This window comes from Pseudomonas sp. SWRI50, assembly GCF_014269095.1.
In the GTDB taxonomy this organism is placed as follows: Bacteria; Pseudomonadota; Gammaproteobacteria; order Pseudomonadales; family Pseudomonadaceae; genus Aquipseudomonas; species Aquipseudomonas kermanshahensis.
Genome location: NZ_JABWRW010000002.1, coordinates 395,353 through 413,983, shown reverse-complemented (window position 1 = coordinate 413,983; position 18,631 = coordinate 395,353). Strand labels below are relative to the sequence as shown.

The 18,631-nt window shown below is 64.5% G+C and carries 8 protein-coding genes (1 of these 8 cut by a window edge); 2 read left to right on the top strand and 6 right to left on the bottom strand.

All coding sequences use genetic code 11. The annotated features are described in order from the left end of the window. Window positions 1-870, bottom strand: an 870-nt coding sequence (locus tag HU750_RS03910) for a quaternary amine ABC transporter ATP-binding protein (RefSeq protein WP_186676932.1), incomplete at its 3' end; no start/stop codon positions are given. A gap of 393 nt (window positions 871-1,263) precedes the next feature. Between HU750_RS03910 and HU750_RS03905 the strand changes: the two genes are divergently transcribed. Further along, complete coding sequence (locus HU750_RS03905) at window positions 1,264-2,238, top strand: LysR family transcriptional regulator (protein ID WP_186676930.1); 975 nt, start codon at window positions 1,264-1,266, stop codon at window positions 2,236-2,238. An 8-nt stretch (window positions 2,239-2,246) separates the two neighbouring features. Here HU750_RS03905 and HU750_RS03900 read toward each other — a convergent pair whose 3' ends face one another. Then, window positions 2,247-2,978, bottom strand: a complete 732-nt coding sequence (locus HU750_RS03900) for a hypothetical protein (RefSeq protein WP_027596802.1) — start codon at window positions 2,976-2,978, stop codon at window positions 2,247-2,249. Window positions 2,979-3,065: 87 nt separating this feature from the next. Further along, on the bottom strand, window positions 3,066-3,857 hold the full coding sequence (gene hisN, locus HU750_RS03895; RefSeq protein ID WP_085273361.1) for a histidinol-phosphatase: 792 nt from the start codon (window positions 3,855-3,857) through the stop codon (window positions 3,066-3,068). Window positions 3,858-4,077: 220 nt separating this feature from the next. Between hisN and HU750_RS03890 the strand changes: the two genes are divergently transcribed. Next, entirely contained in the window at window positions 4,078-4,722 is a 645-nt protein-coding gene (locus HU750_RS03890) for a helix-turn-helix transcriptional regulator (protein WP_186676928.1), read from the top strand. Between the two features lie 149 nt (window positions 4,723-4,871). On the opposite strand, the gene HU750_RS03885 is transcribed toward HU750_RS03890, so the two are convergent. The 3 genes from HU750_RS03885 to HU750_RS03875 all read right to left on the bottom strand — a co-directional run. Further along, the gene (locus HU750_RS03885; RefSeq protein WP_186676926.1) at window positions 4,872-6,875 is read right to left on the bottom strand and encodes a MacB family efflux pump subunit; all 2,004 of its coding nucleotides are present in this window, start codon (window positions 6,873-6,875) and stop codon (window positions 4,872-4,874) included. A 2-nt stretch (window positions 6,876-6,877) separates the two neighbouring features. Further along, window positions 6,878-8,035: a macrolide transporter subunit MacA gene (gene macA / locus HU750_RS03880; protein ID WP_186676923.1), complete on the bottom strand. Its 1,158-nt coding sequence runs from the start codon at window positions 8,033-8,035 to the stop codon at window positions 6,878-6,880. Window positions 8,036-8,098: 63 nt separating this feature from the next. Further along, window positions 8,099-18,631, bottom strand: the 3' portion of a protein-coding gene (locus HU750_RS03875; RefSeq protein ID WP_186676920.1) for a non-ribosomal peptide synthetase. The gene runs 792 nt beyond the window's last position; 10,533 of the gene's 11,325 nt are visible here — the last part of the coding sequence; the start codon falls outside the window, past its right edge; its stop codon occupies window positions 8,099-8,101.

The following is an 18,631-nucleotide window of genomic DNA, read 5'->3' as shown; positions in this document are numbered from 1 at the left end:
GCTCAGGGACTGCAACGGCGTGCTGTTGGCCAGGCTGGAACACTGGCAGCGGCTGTTGAAGGTCTTGAAGAACGCGCGCACGTAATCGTTGGCCGGCTGGTTGATCAGCTGTTGCGGGGTGCCGATTTGCACCACCCGGCCGCCCTCCATGATCGCGATGCGATGGCCGATGCGGATGGCTTCCTCGATGTCGTGGGAAATGAAGATGATGGTGCGCTGCTGCTCGGCCTGCAGGCGCATCAGCTCGCCCTGCATCTCGTTGCGGATCAGCGGGTCGAGGGCCGAGAAGGCTTCGTCCATCAACAGGATGGTCGGGTCGTTGGCCAGCGCCCGGGCCAGGCCCACGCGCTGCTGCATGCCGCCGGACAGCTGGTGCGGGTAGCTGTGCTCGTGGCCGGCCAGGCCGACCTGGCTCAGCGCCTCGCGGGCACGGCGGTGGCGTTCGGTTTCAGTAACGCCGGCGATTTCCAGGCCGAAGGCGGTGTTCTGCAGCACGCTCATGTGCGGCATCAGGGCGAAGGACTGGAACACCATGCCCATTTCCTTGCGGCGCACATCGAGCAGGGCTTTATCGGACAGGCCGGTGATTTCGCGGCCGTTGAGGTGGATGCTGCCGGCGGTGGGTTCGATCAGGCGGTTGAACAGCCGCACCATGGTCGACTTGCCCGAGCCCGACAGGCCCATGATGACGAAGATCTCGCCCCGTTTGACGGAAAAGCTTGCATCGAACACGCCGACGACGTGGCCGGTCTTGCTAAAGATTTCGTTCTTGTCGGCGCCCTTGCGGAGCATCTCCATGGCCATGTTCGGGTTGGGGCCGAACACTTTGAAGATGTTGTTTACCGAAAGAATCTCATCGGCATGGCTCATACGACCCTCGTTATTATGCTTATTAACCAATCTATCAACATCGCACTGTTCGGTAAGGCGGGTAGATCAGAGCGAGTACGCTTGGCAGTCCGTTCAAGAGCGAACGTGAGTCAACACCGGCACGCAGAAAGTCCTGCTTCAAAAAGTTATTCGACATCGATGTCTCAATGTCGCGCCGTGGGATTTACGTTATGCCTTGGCCCAGGGTGGGTCCAACGACATTTGCAGGGCGCTAATCATTACCTGAAGTTATCAATCAAGGCCTGAACCCCACCCTGCACTTGGAGCAGCCTTGTGCTGCGAAGAGGCCCGCTCATACACTGGCTATGGGTGCCTGTACGGGCCCTTTCGCAGCACAAGGCTGCTCCTACACAGGACCTGAACCCTACCGACATGGTCAGACACTCCGAACCCGATCAGACCTTGATCAAGATGCCTTCGCTGCGCGCGGTCAAAGTCTTCGTCGCGGCCGCCAAATACCAGAATTTCACCCGTGCCGCCGAGGCCCTGTGCGTCACCCAGGCCGCCGTGAGCCGGCAGATCCGTGAACTGGAAACCTACCTGGGTGCCGAACTGTTTACCCGTGTCGGCCGCGCGGTAGAGCTGACCGTGGCGGGTTCAATCTTCTTCGATGCGGTGCAGTTATCGTTCGTCAACATCTCCCAGGCGGCCGAGCGAATCCGCAGCAACATCAACCCCAAGCACGTGGTTACCCTGTGCTGCTCGCCAGCGTTTGCCGCCCTGTGGCTGGGGCCACGGATGCCGAAGTTCTTCGAGCAAAACCCGGACATCGACATCAACCTGGTGACCACCCAGAACTTCCTGTCGATGGAGCCTGGCGTACGGCCGGACATCTACATCACCAAGCTGGGCAAGATCCAGGCCGGCTACAGCTGCCACCCGCTCAACCATGATGTGGTCTACCCGGTATGCAGCCCGCAATACCTGGCACAGCACCCACAGCTGGCTACCTTGGAAGGGATTCGCGACGGCTCGCTGCTCAACCTCAGCCCCTATGGGCGCTCACAGGTGGCCGAGCACGTCGACTGGAATGTCTGGTTGGCGTTCCATGATGTCGACCTGAAGAGCCGTGCCAGCACTGCACCGCATTTCTTCAATGCCAATGACTACAACCTGCTGGTGCAGCTTGCCCTGAGTAGCCAGGGCGTGGCATTGGGTTGGCACCACCTGGTGGGCCCGCTGGTGGAGCAAGGCTTGCTGGTGCGGCCGGTCGAACAGCAGTTGGTGCTCAAGGACACCTTCCATTTCCTGGCCTTCAACGAAGACAAGGAACATGACGCCAGTTGCCGACGGTTGCGTGACTGGTTGTTGGCGGAGTTTCAACCGTTGCTGACGGCCACCAGTTAAGGCCCGGGTCACTGCACCGGCAAGAAATTCATCAACAACAGGCTTTGCGCATAATTGAGCCCGATCCGGCGATAGCGCTCGTCCAGCAGCTCTGCCAGCAAATCCAGACGCGCCACGATCTTGCCGAACTCGACGGCGAAACTCAGGTTGCTGCCCTCCTCCGAAATCTCGTTGGAGAACAGCAACAGCACGCCGTTGGCATCCTGCCGCTGGCTAAGCATCCAGGTGGCTTTCTCGATATTGCGTGCTGCGTTATTGACGAACAGCGGGTCGATGGTGTCCGTCATGTAGAACTCGGTGCGCCCGCCATGGGCGGTAATCAGCATGCTGCCGATGGCATAGATGAACGCGCCGACCCGGTCCCCGCGAAACTCCGGGCTCAGCGCGTAACTCAAGGCGGCAAGGTCGCGGCGATTGCCCAGTTGCGCCAACGGTTGGCGCTGTTCGATGGCTATGCGGATCTGCCGCTCGGCCGTGGCGGCATCGACGTAGCCAGACATTTTCCACTGGTTGGGGTTGCGCAGGTACAGCTTGTTCATCAGCAGGTACAAGCTCTGCAGGTTGTCGCGCATCGACAACGTCGCCAGGCGGTCGACGCTGGTCTGGAACAGCTCGCTGGGCTTGCCGTTGCCGAACTGGCTGACGATGTCACGGCCCTGCTCTTGGGTACAGGCGCACAGGCACGTCAGGGCGCCTGCCAACAGCAGGCCGGGGACTATTCTGGAAGGGCTTGCAACCATCGGCACCGGGTCGATATTCGGCGGCCACACCGGGGATCGGTGCAGCCTGGCCAAGCATAGAGCCCAAGAAACCGAAAAAGTGCGATGTCACATGGCGTGACGCAACATCTCCACTACCTGCGCATGCAACGCCGGGTCACCACAGGCCACCACACACCCACCATGCTGCGCCGAGCTGCCATCCCAGGCCGTGATCACACCGCCCGCCCCTTCGATGATCGGCATCAAGGCCTGCACGTCATACGGCTGCAGGCTCGCCTCCACGATCACATCGACAAAGCCCGACGCCAGCATGCAATAGGCATAGCAGTCGCCGCCGTAACGCATCAGCCGAGCCTTGCCGGCCACGGTCTCGAACGCTGCCTTGCGCGCTGCGGTGTCGAACATGTCCGGGGTGGTGCACATCAGCGTGGCCGAGGCCAGGTCGGCGCAGGCACGGGTTTTCAGCGGTGTGCCACTGCGCCAGGCACCTTCCGGGGTGCCGACGAAGCGTTCGCCGGTAAAAGGCTGGTTCATTACCCCTACCCGCGGACGCGTGCCATCGTTCAAGGCAATCAAGGTGCCCCACAGCGGCAAGCCGGTGATAAACGCGCGGGTACCGTCGATCGGGTCGAGTACCCAGGTCAAGGGGCTGGTGCCCACTGCCACGCCCTGCTCTTCACCCAAAATGCCGTGCTCGGGATAGCGCGCCTGGATCAGCGCGCGCATCGCATCTTCAGCCGCCTTGTCGGCCACCGTCACCGGGTCGTACAACCGCCCGCCCTTGTCCTCGACGTCCAGGCTGGCACGGAAATACGGCGTGATCGCCACAGCGGCGGCATCGGCCAACTGCTCGGCAAAGGCGCGGAATTCGCCAATCTGTTCAGCACTCAGGGACATGGGGCAGGCCTCTTGAAGATGATGGGGGCCAGCATCATACCCGACAACCCGCGCCACAGCAGTCGCCTGCCATAGAAGCCATTATTATGCCACTATCGCCACTTCATTTAACCGTCACTCAATCGTTGTACTAGGATACCCATCACCTCCCGAATGCGGCCCAGGATGCGGGCCAACAGCCAAACGGGAAATTGCACCACCGGACCTCACGGACGACACGATGAATTCGCACCTGCTCTACCCACAAATCGGCAAAGTCATTGCCAGCACCGGCAGCCGCCAATTCCCGCGCATGCTGCACGACCTGATCCAGGCCCACCTGACCATCGACGCCACGCACATACGCCTGCTGCCCGTGGCCCCGGCCGGCCCTGAAGCCAACGCGCCCGTGATCAACGAGACTGTATTTTCCTCGGACGTGCAGCCAAGCAGGGACTGCAGCGACCCGTCGCGCTTGCACCTGATTCGCCGCAAAGGCGACGCCCGCTACGAAATCCAGGTGCTGCGCGCTGACTCCGCCTATGGCTTCTCCGCCTTCGAGCGCAACCGCCTGGATGACATCTCGCCGCTGCTGCTGCCGATGCTGGAAAAGCACATCGATGCCCTGCAACCCGCCGCCGAGCGCGCCACGCAAGAGAGCCTCGAACAGCGTTTTCTCGACCGCCTGGCGCAATCGGGGCTGAAGCTGTCCGAACGGGAGCGTCAGGTGTGCCTTGGCCTGCTGGCCGGGCATACCGCACCGGAGCAGGCCGAGCGGCTGGAGTTGAAGGTGAATACGGTCGAAAGCTATTTACGCAGGGCGGCGATCAAGCTGGGTATCAGCGGGCGGCATTCGTTGATGCGCTGGATGTATACGGCAGTTTGATCTTGTAATTCCCGCTTGGGCACGAATCACCGTGTAGGAGCAGCCTTGTGCTGCGAAGAGGCCGGTTATAGCAACGAAGATTCACGGTGTTATCACCGGCCTCTTCGCAGCACAAGGCTGCTCCTACACGGGTTGAGGCACAGGGCACCTCAATCCCGTGCCAGCGCTTCGATCGGGTCAAGCCGGGCCGCGTTGCGCGCTGGCACAAAGCCGAACACCACCCCAATCAACGTCGAACAGGCAAACGCCATCACGATCGACGCCGGTGAGAACACCATCTCCCACTGTTTGACGAACAACTCGAACAGGTAGCCGATGCCGTACGACAAGCCAATACCGATCAACCCGCCAAACAGGCAGACCATCACCGCCTCCACCAGAAACTGCTGACGGATGTCCGACTGCCGTGCCCCCACCGCCATGCGAATGCCGATCTCGCGGGTACGCTCGGTCACCGAAACCAGCATGATGTTCATCACCCCGATACCGCCCACCACCAGCGAAATCACCGCGATCAGCGACAGCAGCAGGGTCAGCGAGCGGCTGGTCTTTTGCACGGTCTGCATGATGCTGTCGAGGTTGTTGGTGAAAAAGTCCTTGGTGCCATGGCGTTGCAGCATCAGCTTGGTCACCTCCTCTTCGACCCGTTTGCTGGGCACGCCGTCCTTGATGCGCACGCTGATGCTGTCCAAGTGGCGTTGGCCAAGCACGCGGCCAGCAGCAGTCTCGTACGGCACCCAGATATTCAGCTGGTTGCTGGCGACGAACAGGTTCTTGTTCTCGGCGGTGACGCCGATCACCGTGCACGGCAGGTTCCCCACCAGAATCACCTGCCCCAGCGGATCTACGTTGGGGCCGAACAGGCGCTTGCGGGTGTTGTGGTCGATCACCACCACCTGGGCCTGGCGCCGTGCGTCCTCGGCACTGAACACGATACCGGCGGCCAGGGGAATGTTGCGCACCTGGAAGTAGTGTTCGCTGACGCCATTGAGCTGCACATCGACATCGAGGTTGCGGTAGCGCACCAAGGTACTTTGGCCGATCACCGGGGTGGCGCTGTCGACGTAGTACAGCGCGTTGAGCGCAGTGACGTCGGCGGGCACCAGGGTTTCGATGGTCTTCGCCCGGCTGTCTCCGAAGTTGCTGCCCGAATAGATATCGATGGTGTTGCTGCCAATTGCCTGGATGTCCTTGAGCACGTAGCCCTTGGCCCCTTCGCCGATGGCCGAGATGGACACCACCGAGGTGATGCCAATGACAATCCCGAGCATGGTCAACAAGGTGCGCATGCGGTGCGAGATCAAAGCGATCCAGGCCATCTTGAAGGCCTCGCGGAACATCCCCAGGCTGGCGACCAGGCGCCTTGCCGGCGAGGCGGCCGGTGCCGGCTCGGCCACCGGGGTGGGCATGGCTGCAGTGCCCGTGCGCCGGTCGCTGACGATCTGACCGTCGCTGACCTCGATGACCCGTTCGGCATGCGCGGCGACCTTGGGGTCGTGGGTCACCAGGATCACCGTGTGCCCGGCTGCGTGCAGCTCCAGCAGAATATTCATCACCTCTTTGCCACTGGCCGTGTCCAGCGCACCGGTCGGCTCGTCGGCGAGGATCACCTGGCCACCGTTCATCAGCGCCCGGCAGATACTCACACGCTGCTGCTGCCCGCCGGACAACTGGCTGGGGCGGTGTTCCAGATGCCCGGCAAGCCCCAAGCGCGTGAGCAGCTCACGTGCCCGGTCGTGGCGTTGCCCGTGCGCAGTGCCGGCATACACTGCTGGAATCTCGACGTTGTGCAGGGCATCCAAGTGCGGCAGCAGGTGGTAGCGCTGGAAGATGAAGCCAAAATGGTCGCGGCGCAGCGCCGCCAGGGCATCGTCGTCCAGCGTGCGCGTCTCTTGCCCGCCGACCTGGTAGCTGCCACTGCTGGCGTTGTCCAGGCAGCCGAGGATATTCATCAGGGTCGACTTGCCGGACCCAGAGGCGCCAATGATCGCCACCAGCTCGCCACTGTGGATCTGCAGGTCGATACCCTTCAGCGCCAGGAACTCGCGGTCGCCGGCCAGAAAACTGCGGCTGACCCCCTGCAGGCGCAACAACGGCTCGCCGTTGCTGCAGGCAACGGCGCTGTGTGCGCTCAGCTCGACATTCATGTTCATGCTCACGCCCCTGCTTCGCCAGACACCGGTTCGCCGATCACCACACGGTCACCTTCGGCCAGGCCATCCTTGATCTGCACTTTGACGTTGTTGTTGATCCCCGCCTGCACGTTGCGCACCTGAGCGAAGCCCTTGGCATCGAGCACCCGCACCGGGAAGCTGCCGTCGCCATTGCGCGCGCCCAGGGCGGCCACCGGCACAGTGAGCACGCCTTTGGCCGTGTCGAGCACGATGTGCACCTGCGCGGTCATCGAGATGCGCAGGCGGTGCTCGGGGTTCGCCACCTCGAACAGGGCGTTGTAAAACACCGCGCCATTGGGTTTCGTGGCGCTGCCATCGCTGTTGTCGGTGCTTTGCGCGTAGTTCTGCGGGGCCGGTTCGGTGCCGCGCAGCTTGGCGTAGTAGCGTTTGTCTTCACCGAGGATGGTGAAGTACACCGGTTGGCCTGGGCTGATGTGGATCACATCGGCTTCCGACACCTGCGCCTTGACGGTCATGGTGTCGAGGTCGGCCAGCTTGAGCAGCACGGGCGCCAACTGGTTGGCGATCACGGTCTGCCCTTCTTGCGTGACGATGCCCACCACATGGCCGTTGATCGGTGCATTGATACGGGTGTAGCCCAGGTTGACCTTGGCCGTGTCGATCTCGACCCGGGCACTCTGGATTTGCGCATCGAGCGAGCGCACGGCGGCCTGCTGCACCTCGTATTCGGACTCGGCGTTCTCGAAGTCCTGGCGCGATACCGATTCGTCGGCCTGCAGTTCGCGATAGCGCTCATACACCCGCCTGGCCTGCTTGAGCTGGGCCAGGCTAGAACGGCGCTCGGCCTGCAATTTGTCCTCGTCGACCTCAGCCTGGCGCAAGGTATTGCGCAGCACCAGCGGGTCGATTTCGGCCAGCCACTGGCCCTCGGTGACTTTGTCACCCAGCTTGACCTTCAATGAGCGCAACTGGCCCGACACCTGGGCGCCGACGTCCACCTGCTTGATGCCCTGCAGCGTGCCGGTGGCCAACACGGCGTTCTCGATATCGCCACGTTCGACCGTGGCGGTAATGTACTGCGGCGGTTTGGCCGGGGCCTGAACGGCATACAGCGTGATGCCGGCGACCAGAGCCACGGCGATGCCGAGGCTGAATTTGCGGAATCTGGACTTTTCCATGAACACTCACTATCTCTCGGGGTTCGCATGACCCGGCCCCAGTGGGGCCGGGAGGGCCCATCTTTAAGGGGTAACCTTGCCGTGGTGCAGCGCCTGCCCGTCGTGCCACCAGGCCGCCAGGCTGAACACATCCGGCACCTTGAGGATGCTGAAGTGGTCACCCGGCCCCTGCCACAGCGCAAGCGTGGGCATCAGTTGCTGCCAACCGGCCTGCATGGCGGCATGCTCGCGGGCATTGCCCAAGGCATCCAGGCCCGGGTCATCCACCAGTACCAGGCCGACCGGCCCGTGGTAGCTCAACGTTGGCCGGTAGGCCGTGCGCAACGCCGTGGCGAAGGTCCGTACGGTGCCGTCCAGCGCCCCTGGCTGCGACCGCGCCGGCAGTAATCCGACCCGCACCATGGCCGCGTGCAACTGGCTCAACTGCTGGTCGTCGCTGGCCTCGGCAAAGGCGCGTGGGTCAATACCCAGGGTTTTGCCGGTGGACAGCTGCAACGCCTCGATCAGCCGCTGCAAGGCTTCGCCGAGGGTGTAGGGCTGTCCACAGGTGCCGCCCTCACCCGGCGCTTCGCTGTCGATCAGTGTCAATGAACGCACCTGCCGGCCCTTGGCCTCGAACCGGGCAGCCATGGCATGTGCTACCCAGCCGCCAAACGAATGCCCGACCAGGTTCAGCGGCCCTTGCGGATAAAGCGCCTCGATGGCCTGCACATGGCAATCGGCAGCAGCCTCCACCGAAGTGTGCGGCACCGAGCAGCCGTCCAGCCCCCGCGCCTGAAGGCCGTAAAGCGGCCAGTCCGGGCCCAGGGCCTCGGCCAGGCCTATGAAACTGGTGACGCTGTCGCCAGCCCCCGGCACGCAAAACAACGGTGCATGCCCGTGCTGACCGGTCTGGATCGCCACCAAAGGCTGATAAGCCGCTGCCTTGGTGCTGTTCGTGCTAGGCACACTGCCCAGTAGCTGGCTAAGCGCCTGACCGAGCGCGGCCACCTGGGGCGCCTGCATCATGCTACGGTGGTCCCCCGGCACGCCCAGGAGCACCAGGGCCTGGGACGGCAGCGTCTCGCGCCAGCCCAATGTCGACTGGCTGTCACTGCCCTGTTCGGCGCGCAGCAGGTGCACCGGCACGCTCAACGGTGAAGGGCGGTAATGCGCCAGCGCATGGCCGTGCGCCAGTTCACGGGTGAAGTAGTGCAGCAGTTGCGCGTCGGTCATGCTCGCCCACAGCCCATAGAGCAACTGGTGCTCGCGGCAGCTGGCGACCAGCGTGGCAAAATCGGCCTGACCGGCCTCCAATTGCTGCAGGCGTGCCAGCTTGTCGGCGCCTGCCGGGCCTTGCGTGCGCCAGAACGTGCTGCAGTTCAACAGCAACTGCCGTTCGAGTGCCCGTGGTCCCTCCCAGCGCGCCTTGCCCTGGTCGGCCAGGCGCGGCACATAGGTGTCGATCAAACCGAGGAATTCGACCTCCTCGTCCACACCCAGCAATTGGTTAGCCATTTCGAAGGCCACTATCCCGCCAAACGACCAGCCTGCCAGGCGATACGGCCCCTGTGGCTGCACGCTGCGCATTTGTTCGACCTGATAGCGGGCCAGGCACTCGAGCGTCTGTGGCTGCGGTTGATCGGCCGGGATGCCGGGCAGCCCATAGAGAGGGAAATCACCGGGTAGGTGCTGGCCCAGCACCGGGAAGTAGAAATCCAGGCCGGTGAATTCGTGAACCAGGAACAGCGGCGTCTGGCTACCCCCTGCACGCACCCGGATCACCCCGCGGTGCGCAGCGTCAGGGCTGCCGAGCCTGGCCGCCAGCAACGCTACGCTGGGGTGCTGGAACACATCGTTGATGGCCACCTTCAGGCCCGCCTTGGTCATCTTGTCGACCAGCCGGATTGCCGCCAGGGAGTGGCCGCCCAGCTCGAAGAAGTTGTCGTGCCGCCCTACCCGCTCCACGCCCAACAGTTCGGACCAGATCGTTGCCAACAGGGTTTCGGTTTCACCTTCTGGCGCTTGGTACTCGCGGTTCTTCAGGGCCTCGCTATCCGGTAATGGCAAAGCCTTGCGGTCGAGCTTGCCGTTGGGGCTCAGGGGCAGTGCCTGCAGGTGGACGAACAGCGCCGGCACCATGAAGGTCGGCAGGCGCCCGAGCAATGCCGAGCGCAGCGCCTCCACAGGGAACGACTCGCCCGTGTAGTAAGCGAGTAACTGCTGCTCATAAGCGATCACCACGGCCTCCTTGACCCCCTCTATCCGCGTCAGGCTGGCCTGGATTTCGCCCAGTTCGATGCGCAAGCCGTGGATTTTGACCTGGTCGTCGTTACGGCCCAGGTACTCGATGTTGCCATCGGCCAGGTGCCGCGCCAGGTCGCCGGTGCGGTACAGGCGTGCACCAGGGCGGGTGCTGAACGGGTCGTCGAGGAAGCGTTCGGCGGTCAGTTCGATGCGGTTCAGGTAGCCTCGAGCGACTTGCACGCCGCCGATGAACAGTTCGCCGGCCACGCCTTGCGGGACCAGCTGTCCTTGGCTGTCGAGTACGTACAGCGTGGTGTTGGCGATCGGTTTGCCGATGGGGGTGTTGTCCGGTGCCGTCACGCAGTGCCAGGCGCTCACGTCCACCGCTGCTTCAGTCGGGCCGTACAGGTTGTGCAGTTCAACGGTTGGCAATTGCGCGTGGAAGCGTCGGACCAGGCTGCCCGGCAAGGCCTCGCCGCTGCACAGGACGCGTTTGAGGCCTTCGGCCGAGGCGTCCCCATGGGCCAGGAACACATCCAGCATCGAGGGCACGAAGTGCAAGGTCGTGACGTTTTCGCTACGGATCACCTGACGCAGGTACTCCGGATCGCGATGGCCACCAGGACGCGCCATGACCAGACGTGCGCCGGTTTGCAGCGGCCAGAGGAATTCCCATACCGACACGTCGAAGCTGAATGGAGTCTTCTGCAAGACCACGTCTTCAGCGCCGAGGTTATAGGCGTCTTGCATCCAAAGCAGTCGATTGACCACGCCGGCATGCTCGTTCATCACACCCTTCGGCAAGCCGGTGGAACCTGAGGTGTAGATCACGTAAGCAAGGTGACGCGGGGTCAAGTTGGTGACAACTGGGTTGCTGCACGGCTGGGCTTTCCAGGTCGGCTGATCGAGATCGATAACCTGGGCCGAATCCGGTACGTGCCGCGTAGCGCTATGCACCAGCACCGCCACCGGCGCGCTGTCACTCAGCATATGCCGTACGCGCTCCGCTGGGTAATCGGGGTCAACCGGCACATATGCGCCGCCGGCCTTGAGGATGGCCAGCAGGCCAACCACCATCGACAGCTCACGTTCAACGCAGATCGCTACCCGATCATCAGGTTTTACACCCAGTTCAATCAGCTGGTGCGCTAATCGGTTGGCCTGCTCATTCAGCTGGCAATAGCTCAGTACCCCTTCTTCGGCTTTAATCGCGATCGCATCCGGCGTACGCAACACCTGCGCCTCGATCATCCCGTGCAGGGTCTGCTCAAGGTCATAATCCACCGCCGTGTCGTTAAAGCCCTGCAGCAACCGCTTGCGCTCATCGGCATCCGGCAAACCGACATGGCCCGGAATGGCCCGATCGCTCTCCCCGAAGGCCCACAGCAGTTGTTCGAAATACCCCGCATAACGCGCGATGGTCGAGCGTTCGAACAGGGCTGTGGCAAACACGATACCGCCGGCAAAACCTTCGGGGCGCTCACCCAGGCTCAGGCTCAGGTCGAACTTGGCAATGCACGCAGGCCCACTCACTGCGCTCACCGACAGGTCGGCCAATTGCAGCGCCTGGCGCTCCGGGCTGGCGTCCCAGTCCAGGGTGGCCTGGTACAGCGGCGTATGCGCAAGGCTTCGGCGCGGGCGCAGCAACTCGACCACCTGCTCGAACGGCAAGTCCTGATGCGCCTGCCCGCCCAGCACCACGGCCTTTACCCGGGCCAGCAGCGTGGCCACATCCGGTGCCCCCGAGGTGTCCACGCGCAACGCCATGGCATTGACGAACATGCCGACCAGGCCATCCACTTCAGCCTGCCTGCGGTTGGCTACCGGCGAGCCGATCACCACTTCATCCTGGCCGGCAAGCCGGCTCAACAGCACTGCCCAAGCCGCCATGAACAGCATGTAAGGCGTGACGCCATGGCGCCGGCACACGGCTTTGAGCTCGGCACTCAGGCGCGGGTCCAGGCTCAGCGCGACGCTGTCACCGGCATACTGCTGACGCTCTGGCCGTGGGTGATCCCAAGGCAAGCTGAGCAGCGCCGGTGCCCCGGCCAGCTGGCCAACCCAGTAATCCGCCTGTTGGCGCAGCGCATCGCCGCTCAGCCAGCGCCGCTGCCACAAGGCATAGTCGATGTACTGCACGGGCAAGGCCGGCAAGGGGTCGTCGCCACCGCAACTGAAGGCTTGGTACAACTCGCCAAGCTCGCGCACCAACACCCCCAGCGACCAACCGTCGGCCACCAGGTGGTGCAAGGTCAGCAGTAGCAGGTGGTGGTCCTCGGCCAGCTGCAGCAGGCGCCCACGCACCGGCAGGTCGCGGCTAAGCACGAAGGGTTGGCTCGCCTCCTGGCGGATCAGCGCCGCAATGGCGGCTTCATCCAGGCCCTGGCAAAGGTCCCGGCCAAACAGGAAGCCTTCGCTACCGGTTGCCAGCACCACCTGCGGCTCGCCTTCCTGTTCGACAAAATGGCTGCGCAGGCTTTCATGGCGCTCGACCAGACGCCTTAACGCGCGCTCCAGCGCCCCAGAGTCCAAACGGCCCTCCAGGCGCAGGGCCAGGGGAATGTGATAGGCCGCGCTGGCCTCCTCCATCTGCGCCAGAAACCACAGCCGCTGCTGGGCGAACGAAAGCGGTAAAGCACCGTCACGCGGGCCCGGCTGGATAGCCGGCAAGGTGTCGCCGTCACGCGCAAGGCAGGCGGCCACCGCTGCCAGGCTGTCATCGGCAAACAGGTCGCCCAATGCCAGCTCCAGCCCCAGGCGTTGGCGAACTTGGGCCAGCATGCGCATCGCCAGCAGTGAATGGCCGCCCAATTCGAAGAAGCGGTCGTGTCGCCCGACGCGTTCCAGGTGCAGCAGTTCGCCCCACAACGTGGCCAGCGCCTGCTCGCGCTCGCCTTCCGGTGCTTCGTACGCTGTCACCGCCAGGTCCTGTGGTGCCGGCGCCGGCAAGGCCTGGCGATCAACCTTGCCATTGTTGTTCAGTGGCATCCGCGGCAATGCCACAAAAGCGGTAGGCACCATGTAATCCGGCAAGCGCCCACGCAAGAAGGCACGCAGGTCAGCGGCCTCCACTGGGGCCTCGTGCCGGGTAAACCAGGCCACCAGCCGCAGTGGGCCCTGCTCGTTCGGCACAGCCATCACCACGACTTCACCGACACCCGGTGCCAGTGCCAACTGTTGCTCGATTTCGCCCAGCTCGATCCGGTAACCGCGAATCTTGACCTGGTCGTCATTGCGCCCCAGGCACTCCAGTTGGCCGTCGGCCTGCCAGCGCACCAGGTCGCCGGTGCGGTACAGCCGAGCGCCCGGCTGCGGGCTGAACGGGTCATCGATAAACCGCTGCGCCGTCAGTTCTGGGCGGTTCAGGTAACCCAGCGCCACGCCGTCGCCGCCGATATACAGTTCACCGACCACGCCTTGCGGCACGGGCTGTTGCCAGGCGTCCAGCACATACACCTGGGTATTGCCGATCGGCCGGCCAATCGGCACTTGGGCTGCGTCGGGCGCCAATTCACGCACTTCGCAGGTCACTGCGAACGTGGTGGTTTCGGTGGGCCCGTAGCCATTGAGCAGGCGCAGCCCAGGTGCTTTGTGCAGCAGCGTGCGGAAGGCTGCAGGTTCGGCACGCTCACCGCCGCTGATCAGCACGCGCAGCGCGGCCAGGGCCTCGGGGATCAACTGCACGTACTGGTTGAACAACGCCGTGGTCAAGAACAGAACGGTGATGCCCTGCTCCGCCAGCGCCTTCGCGAAAAGCGCTGGGTCGACCAGCGTGCGGTGGTCGATCACTCGCACCTGCCCGCCATTGAGCAACGCGCCCCACACTTCCAGGGTGCTGGCATCGAACGCCGGGTTGGAAGCGAAAGCGATGCGGTCGCTGGCCAGCAACCCGGCATACCGCTCGTTCAGCACCAACCGCGCAATACCCCGGTGCGGCACGCACACGCCCTTGGGTTTGCCTGTGGTGCCAGAGGTGTACATCACATAGGCCGCACTGCCAGCGTCCTGGGCCACCCCAGGGTTGTGGCCAGGCTGGTCATCGAGGACCAGTTGGTCCAGGTCGACCCGCCGCACCGCATACTCAACCGGTGTGCCAGCAAGCGTCAGCAACGCGGTGGCCTGGCAATCCTCGACCATGAAGGCCTGGCGCTCGGTCGGGGCATGAATGTCGAGCGGTACATAGACCGCGCCACACTTGAGCACAGCCAGTTGCGCCACCAGCAGGTGCAACGAGCGCGGCAGCAGCACGGCCACATAGGCACCCGGTGCCACACCTGCGCCCATCAGGTAATGGGCCAGGCGGTTGGCGCGTTCGTTAAGTGCCCCGTAGCACAGCGCCTGGCCGCCCTGCACTGCCGCCACGGCCAGGGGATGGCGCGATACGCGCTGCTCAAACAGCTGCTGCACGGCCAGGTCACGGGGGTAATCGCGCTGCGTGGCATTGAAACTGTGCAGCAGGGTGTGGCGCTCGGCGTCGCCAAGCAACGGCACCTGTGCCAGCGGCTGTTGATCATCGCCGATCATGGCCCAGAGCAAGGTCTCGAAGTAGCCGACATAGCGCCGCACGGTCGCTTCGTCGAACAGCGAGGTGGCGTAGTCCAGGGTGCCGGCCAGCGTGTCGCCGAACTCGCCGAGGTTGAGCGTCAGGTCGAACTTGGCGACCTGGCCAGCCTGGGCCACGGCTTCCAGGCGCAGGCCCGGCAGTTGCAAGGCGCCACCTTCGATCGCCTGCCAGTTGAGCGTGGCCTGGAACAAGGGGGTGTGGCCAAGGCTGCGCACTGGGCGGACGATTTCCACCACCTGTTCGAATGGCAGGTCTTGGTGCGCCTGAGCCTCCAGCACGCGTGTACGGACCTGCTCCAGCAGGGTTTGCGCCGTCGGTGCGGCAGCCGTGTCGATGCGCACGGCCAGGGTATTGACGAACAGGCCCACCAGCGGCTCCAGCTCGGCACGGCCGCGGCCCGCCACAGGGCAACCGATGACGATTTCGCCCTGGCCGGACAGCCGCGTCAACACGGCGGCCCAGGCACTGAGCACGGCCATGTACAGGGTTACCCCGTGGCGCTGGGCCAGGCTGCGCAGGCCAGCCGCCAGGCGGGGCTGCAACTGCAGTGGCAGGCTTGCGCCGGCAAAGTCCTGGCGTTCGGGGCGTGGGCGATCACTGGGCAGCTTGAGCAGGCTGGGTGCACCGTCCAGGGCCTGGCGCCAGTAATCGGCCTGGCGCTGCAACTGGGCGCCGACCAACCAGCGGCGCTGCCACACGGCATAGTCGCCGTACTGGATGTCCAGGGCCGGCAGCGGATTATCCTGGCCCTGGCAGCAGGCCGTATACAGCGCGCTTAGTTCGCGGGTCAGCACGCCCAGCGACCAGCCGTCGGCAACGATGTGGTGCACGGTCAGGGCCAGCACATGGTGTTCTGCGCCTAGACGCAGCAAACGCGCTCGCAACAGCGGCCCGTGAGCCAGGTCGAAAGGCGCACTGGCCGCTTCATGCAAGCGGGCGGGCAGCGCATCGACGCTCAGGTCTTCACGCTGGAACCAATCGGCACCCGCGGTGGCGGCCAGCACCACCTCGGCACTGTCATCGCGTGATACGAAGCGGCTGCGCAAGGTCTCGTGGCGCTCGATGATGCCCAGCAAGGCTGCTTCCAGCGCATCGGCATCCAGTGCCCCGCGCAGGCCCAGGGCCAGCGGCACATTGTAAGCCTGGTTACCGCCTTCCATTTGCGCCAGGAACCACAGCCGCTGTTGGGCGAACGACATCGGCAGCGGCGCATCGCGCGGCACTGGGCGTATCGCCGGCAGCTCACTGCGCCCGGCGTGGGCCAGTACCTCGGCCACGGCGGCCAGCTCGGGGTTGGCGAACAGGTCGGCCAGGCTCAGTTCGACACCCAGGCGCAGGCGCACCTGGGAGACCATGCGCATCGCCAGCAGTGAATGCCCGCCCAAGCTGAAAAAATGGTCGCGACGGCCGACTCGCTCAACGTGCAGCAACTCGGCCCATAGCGTTGCCAGCGCCTGCTCCAACGCCCCTTCGGGGGCCTCGTAGCCCTGCTCGAACAGCGCCGAGCGCTCCGGGCGTGGCAAAGCGCGGCGGTCGAGTTTGCCGTTGGCCGTCAGCGGCAACGCCGGCAGCTCGACATAGGCCACCGGCACCATGTATTCCGGCAGGTGCGCCTGCAATTGGCTGCGTAGGCCTTCTGGGGTGAGCGGTTCGACGCCTGCCTGGGCGGTGAAGTAGGCCACCAGGCGCGGTTGGCCGGGCTGGTCCTCACGGGCCAGTACCACGGCTTCATCGATGCCAGCCAGGGCGTTCAGCCGGCTTTCGATCTCGCCCAGTTCGATGCGCACGCCGCGGATCTTCACTTGGTCGTCGTTGCGCCCCAGGTAGTCCAGGGTGCCGTCCGCCAGCCAGCGCACCAGGTCGCCTGTGCGGTACATGCGCCCACGGGCGACGAAGGGGTCGTCGAGGAAGCGCTCGGCGGTGAGCGCCGGGCGGTTCAGGTAGCCTCGGGCAACCCCGGCGCCACCAATGTACAGCTCACCTGGCACACCCAGCGCAACAGGCTGCAGGTGTGGGTCGAGTACGTACAGACGGGCGTTATCGACCGGCCGACCGATGTGCAGCGCCCCGCCCGCTTCCACCACGCCGGAGCTGGCCACCACCGTGGTTTCGGTCGGGCCGTAGTTGTTGACCACGGCAAAGCGCTGGGTGCGGTTGAACTGGCGCAGGCGGTCACCGCCGATCAACAGGGTGCGCAGGGTCGGGTGTTCGAGCTGATGGTTGAAGGCATACTCGGCCACCGGCGTCGGCAAGAAGCTCACGTCCAGGGGCTGCACCTGCCACCAGGCAAGCATGGCATCCAGGTCGTCGTTGCCCTCCGACGCCGGCGCCAGGTGCAACGTGGCCCCGGCACACAACGCCGGCCAGACTTCCCAGGCCATGGCGTCGAAACCAAAACCGGCCAGGCTCGAAGTGTGCCGGCCATGGCACAGGTCGAAGGCGCGGCAGTGCCAGTCGACCAGGTTGTTGACGGTCTGGTGCTCGACCATCACGCCCTTGGGCTGCCCGGTGGAACCGGAGGTGTAGATCACATAGGCCAGGTGGCACGCGCTCAGCCCCGGCACAACCGGGTCGCTCTCACATACAGGCCAGTGCGGCTGATCGAGCAGCACCACCGGCACCGCGACAGCCCCCAGGCGCTCACGCAGCGCCTGCTGCGTCAGCACCGCTACCGGGCCGCTGTCATTCAGCAGGTAGTGCACGCGCTCATCCGGGTGGGCGGGGTCTACCGGCACGTAACCGGCTCCGGCCTTGAGTACCGCCAACAAGCCCACCAGCGTCTGAAGGCTGCGCCGCGCCACCACGGCGACGCGGTCGTCAGGCCGCACGCCCAGGTTGATCAGGTGCTGCGCCAGGGCATTGGCCTGGCGGTTGAGCTCGGCGTAACTCAAGCGCGCGCCGTCACAGGTGGCGGCGACGGCGTCAGGGTGCAACTCGGCGCGGTGTGCAATGCGCTGGTGCAGGATCAGTTGCCGCTCATAGGGGGCCGGATAATGGTTGAACGCTTCCAGCAGTTCCTCGCGCTCGCTGTCGGGGAGCATGGCCAGCGCCAGGACCGACGACTGCGGTGCCTGCACCATGCTTTCGAGGGTCTGCTGCAAGTAAGCACAGACGCGCTGCGCCGGCACTTCGGCGCTGGCCAGCAAGGTCAGGCGAAATGCTTCGCCCAAGTCGTCGACGCTGAGCGTCAAGGGGTAGTTGGTGGCCTCGGCAGACTCGACGATGTCGATGCCGGCCAGGGCTGCACGGCGTGGCTGGGTGCTGTCCACTGCGCTGTGGCGGTAGTTGAGCAAGGCATTGAACAGCGGCGCCGGCGCCGCCACACCGCTGCACCGCTGGGCCAGGGCCAGTGGCGCGTGTTCATGGCGCATCAATGCGCTCAGCCGTTGGTGGGTGGCGCGGATCGCCGTCGGCAAGTCAGCGCTGTCCAGGTCAACGCGTACCGGCAGGGTGTTGATGAAAATCCCCAGCGCCCGGTCGGTGGCTTCGGCGCCCTGCAAGCGCCCCATCAGCACTGTGCCGAACACCACCTGCTCGCGCCCCGTCAGCCCGCCCAGCACGCGGCCCCAGGCCAGGTGGAAGAGGCTGGCGACGCTCACGCCCAGGCTACGCGCCTGGCTGCGTAGCTGCTGGCACAGCGCTAGTGGCAGGTCGAGCGCGTGCTCGTTGTGCACCTCACCCACGCCTTGCACATCCTGGATGCCGTAGGCCAGGGTCGACGCGTCGATCCCCCCCAGCATGTCGCGGAAAAACGCCTCGTGTTCGGCCTCGCTGATACCCAGCACGGCTTGTGCCACATAATTGCG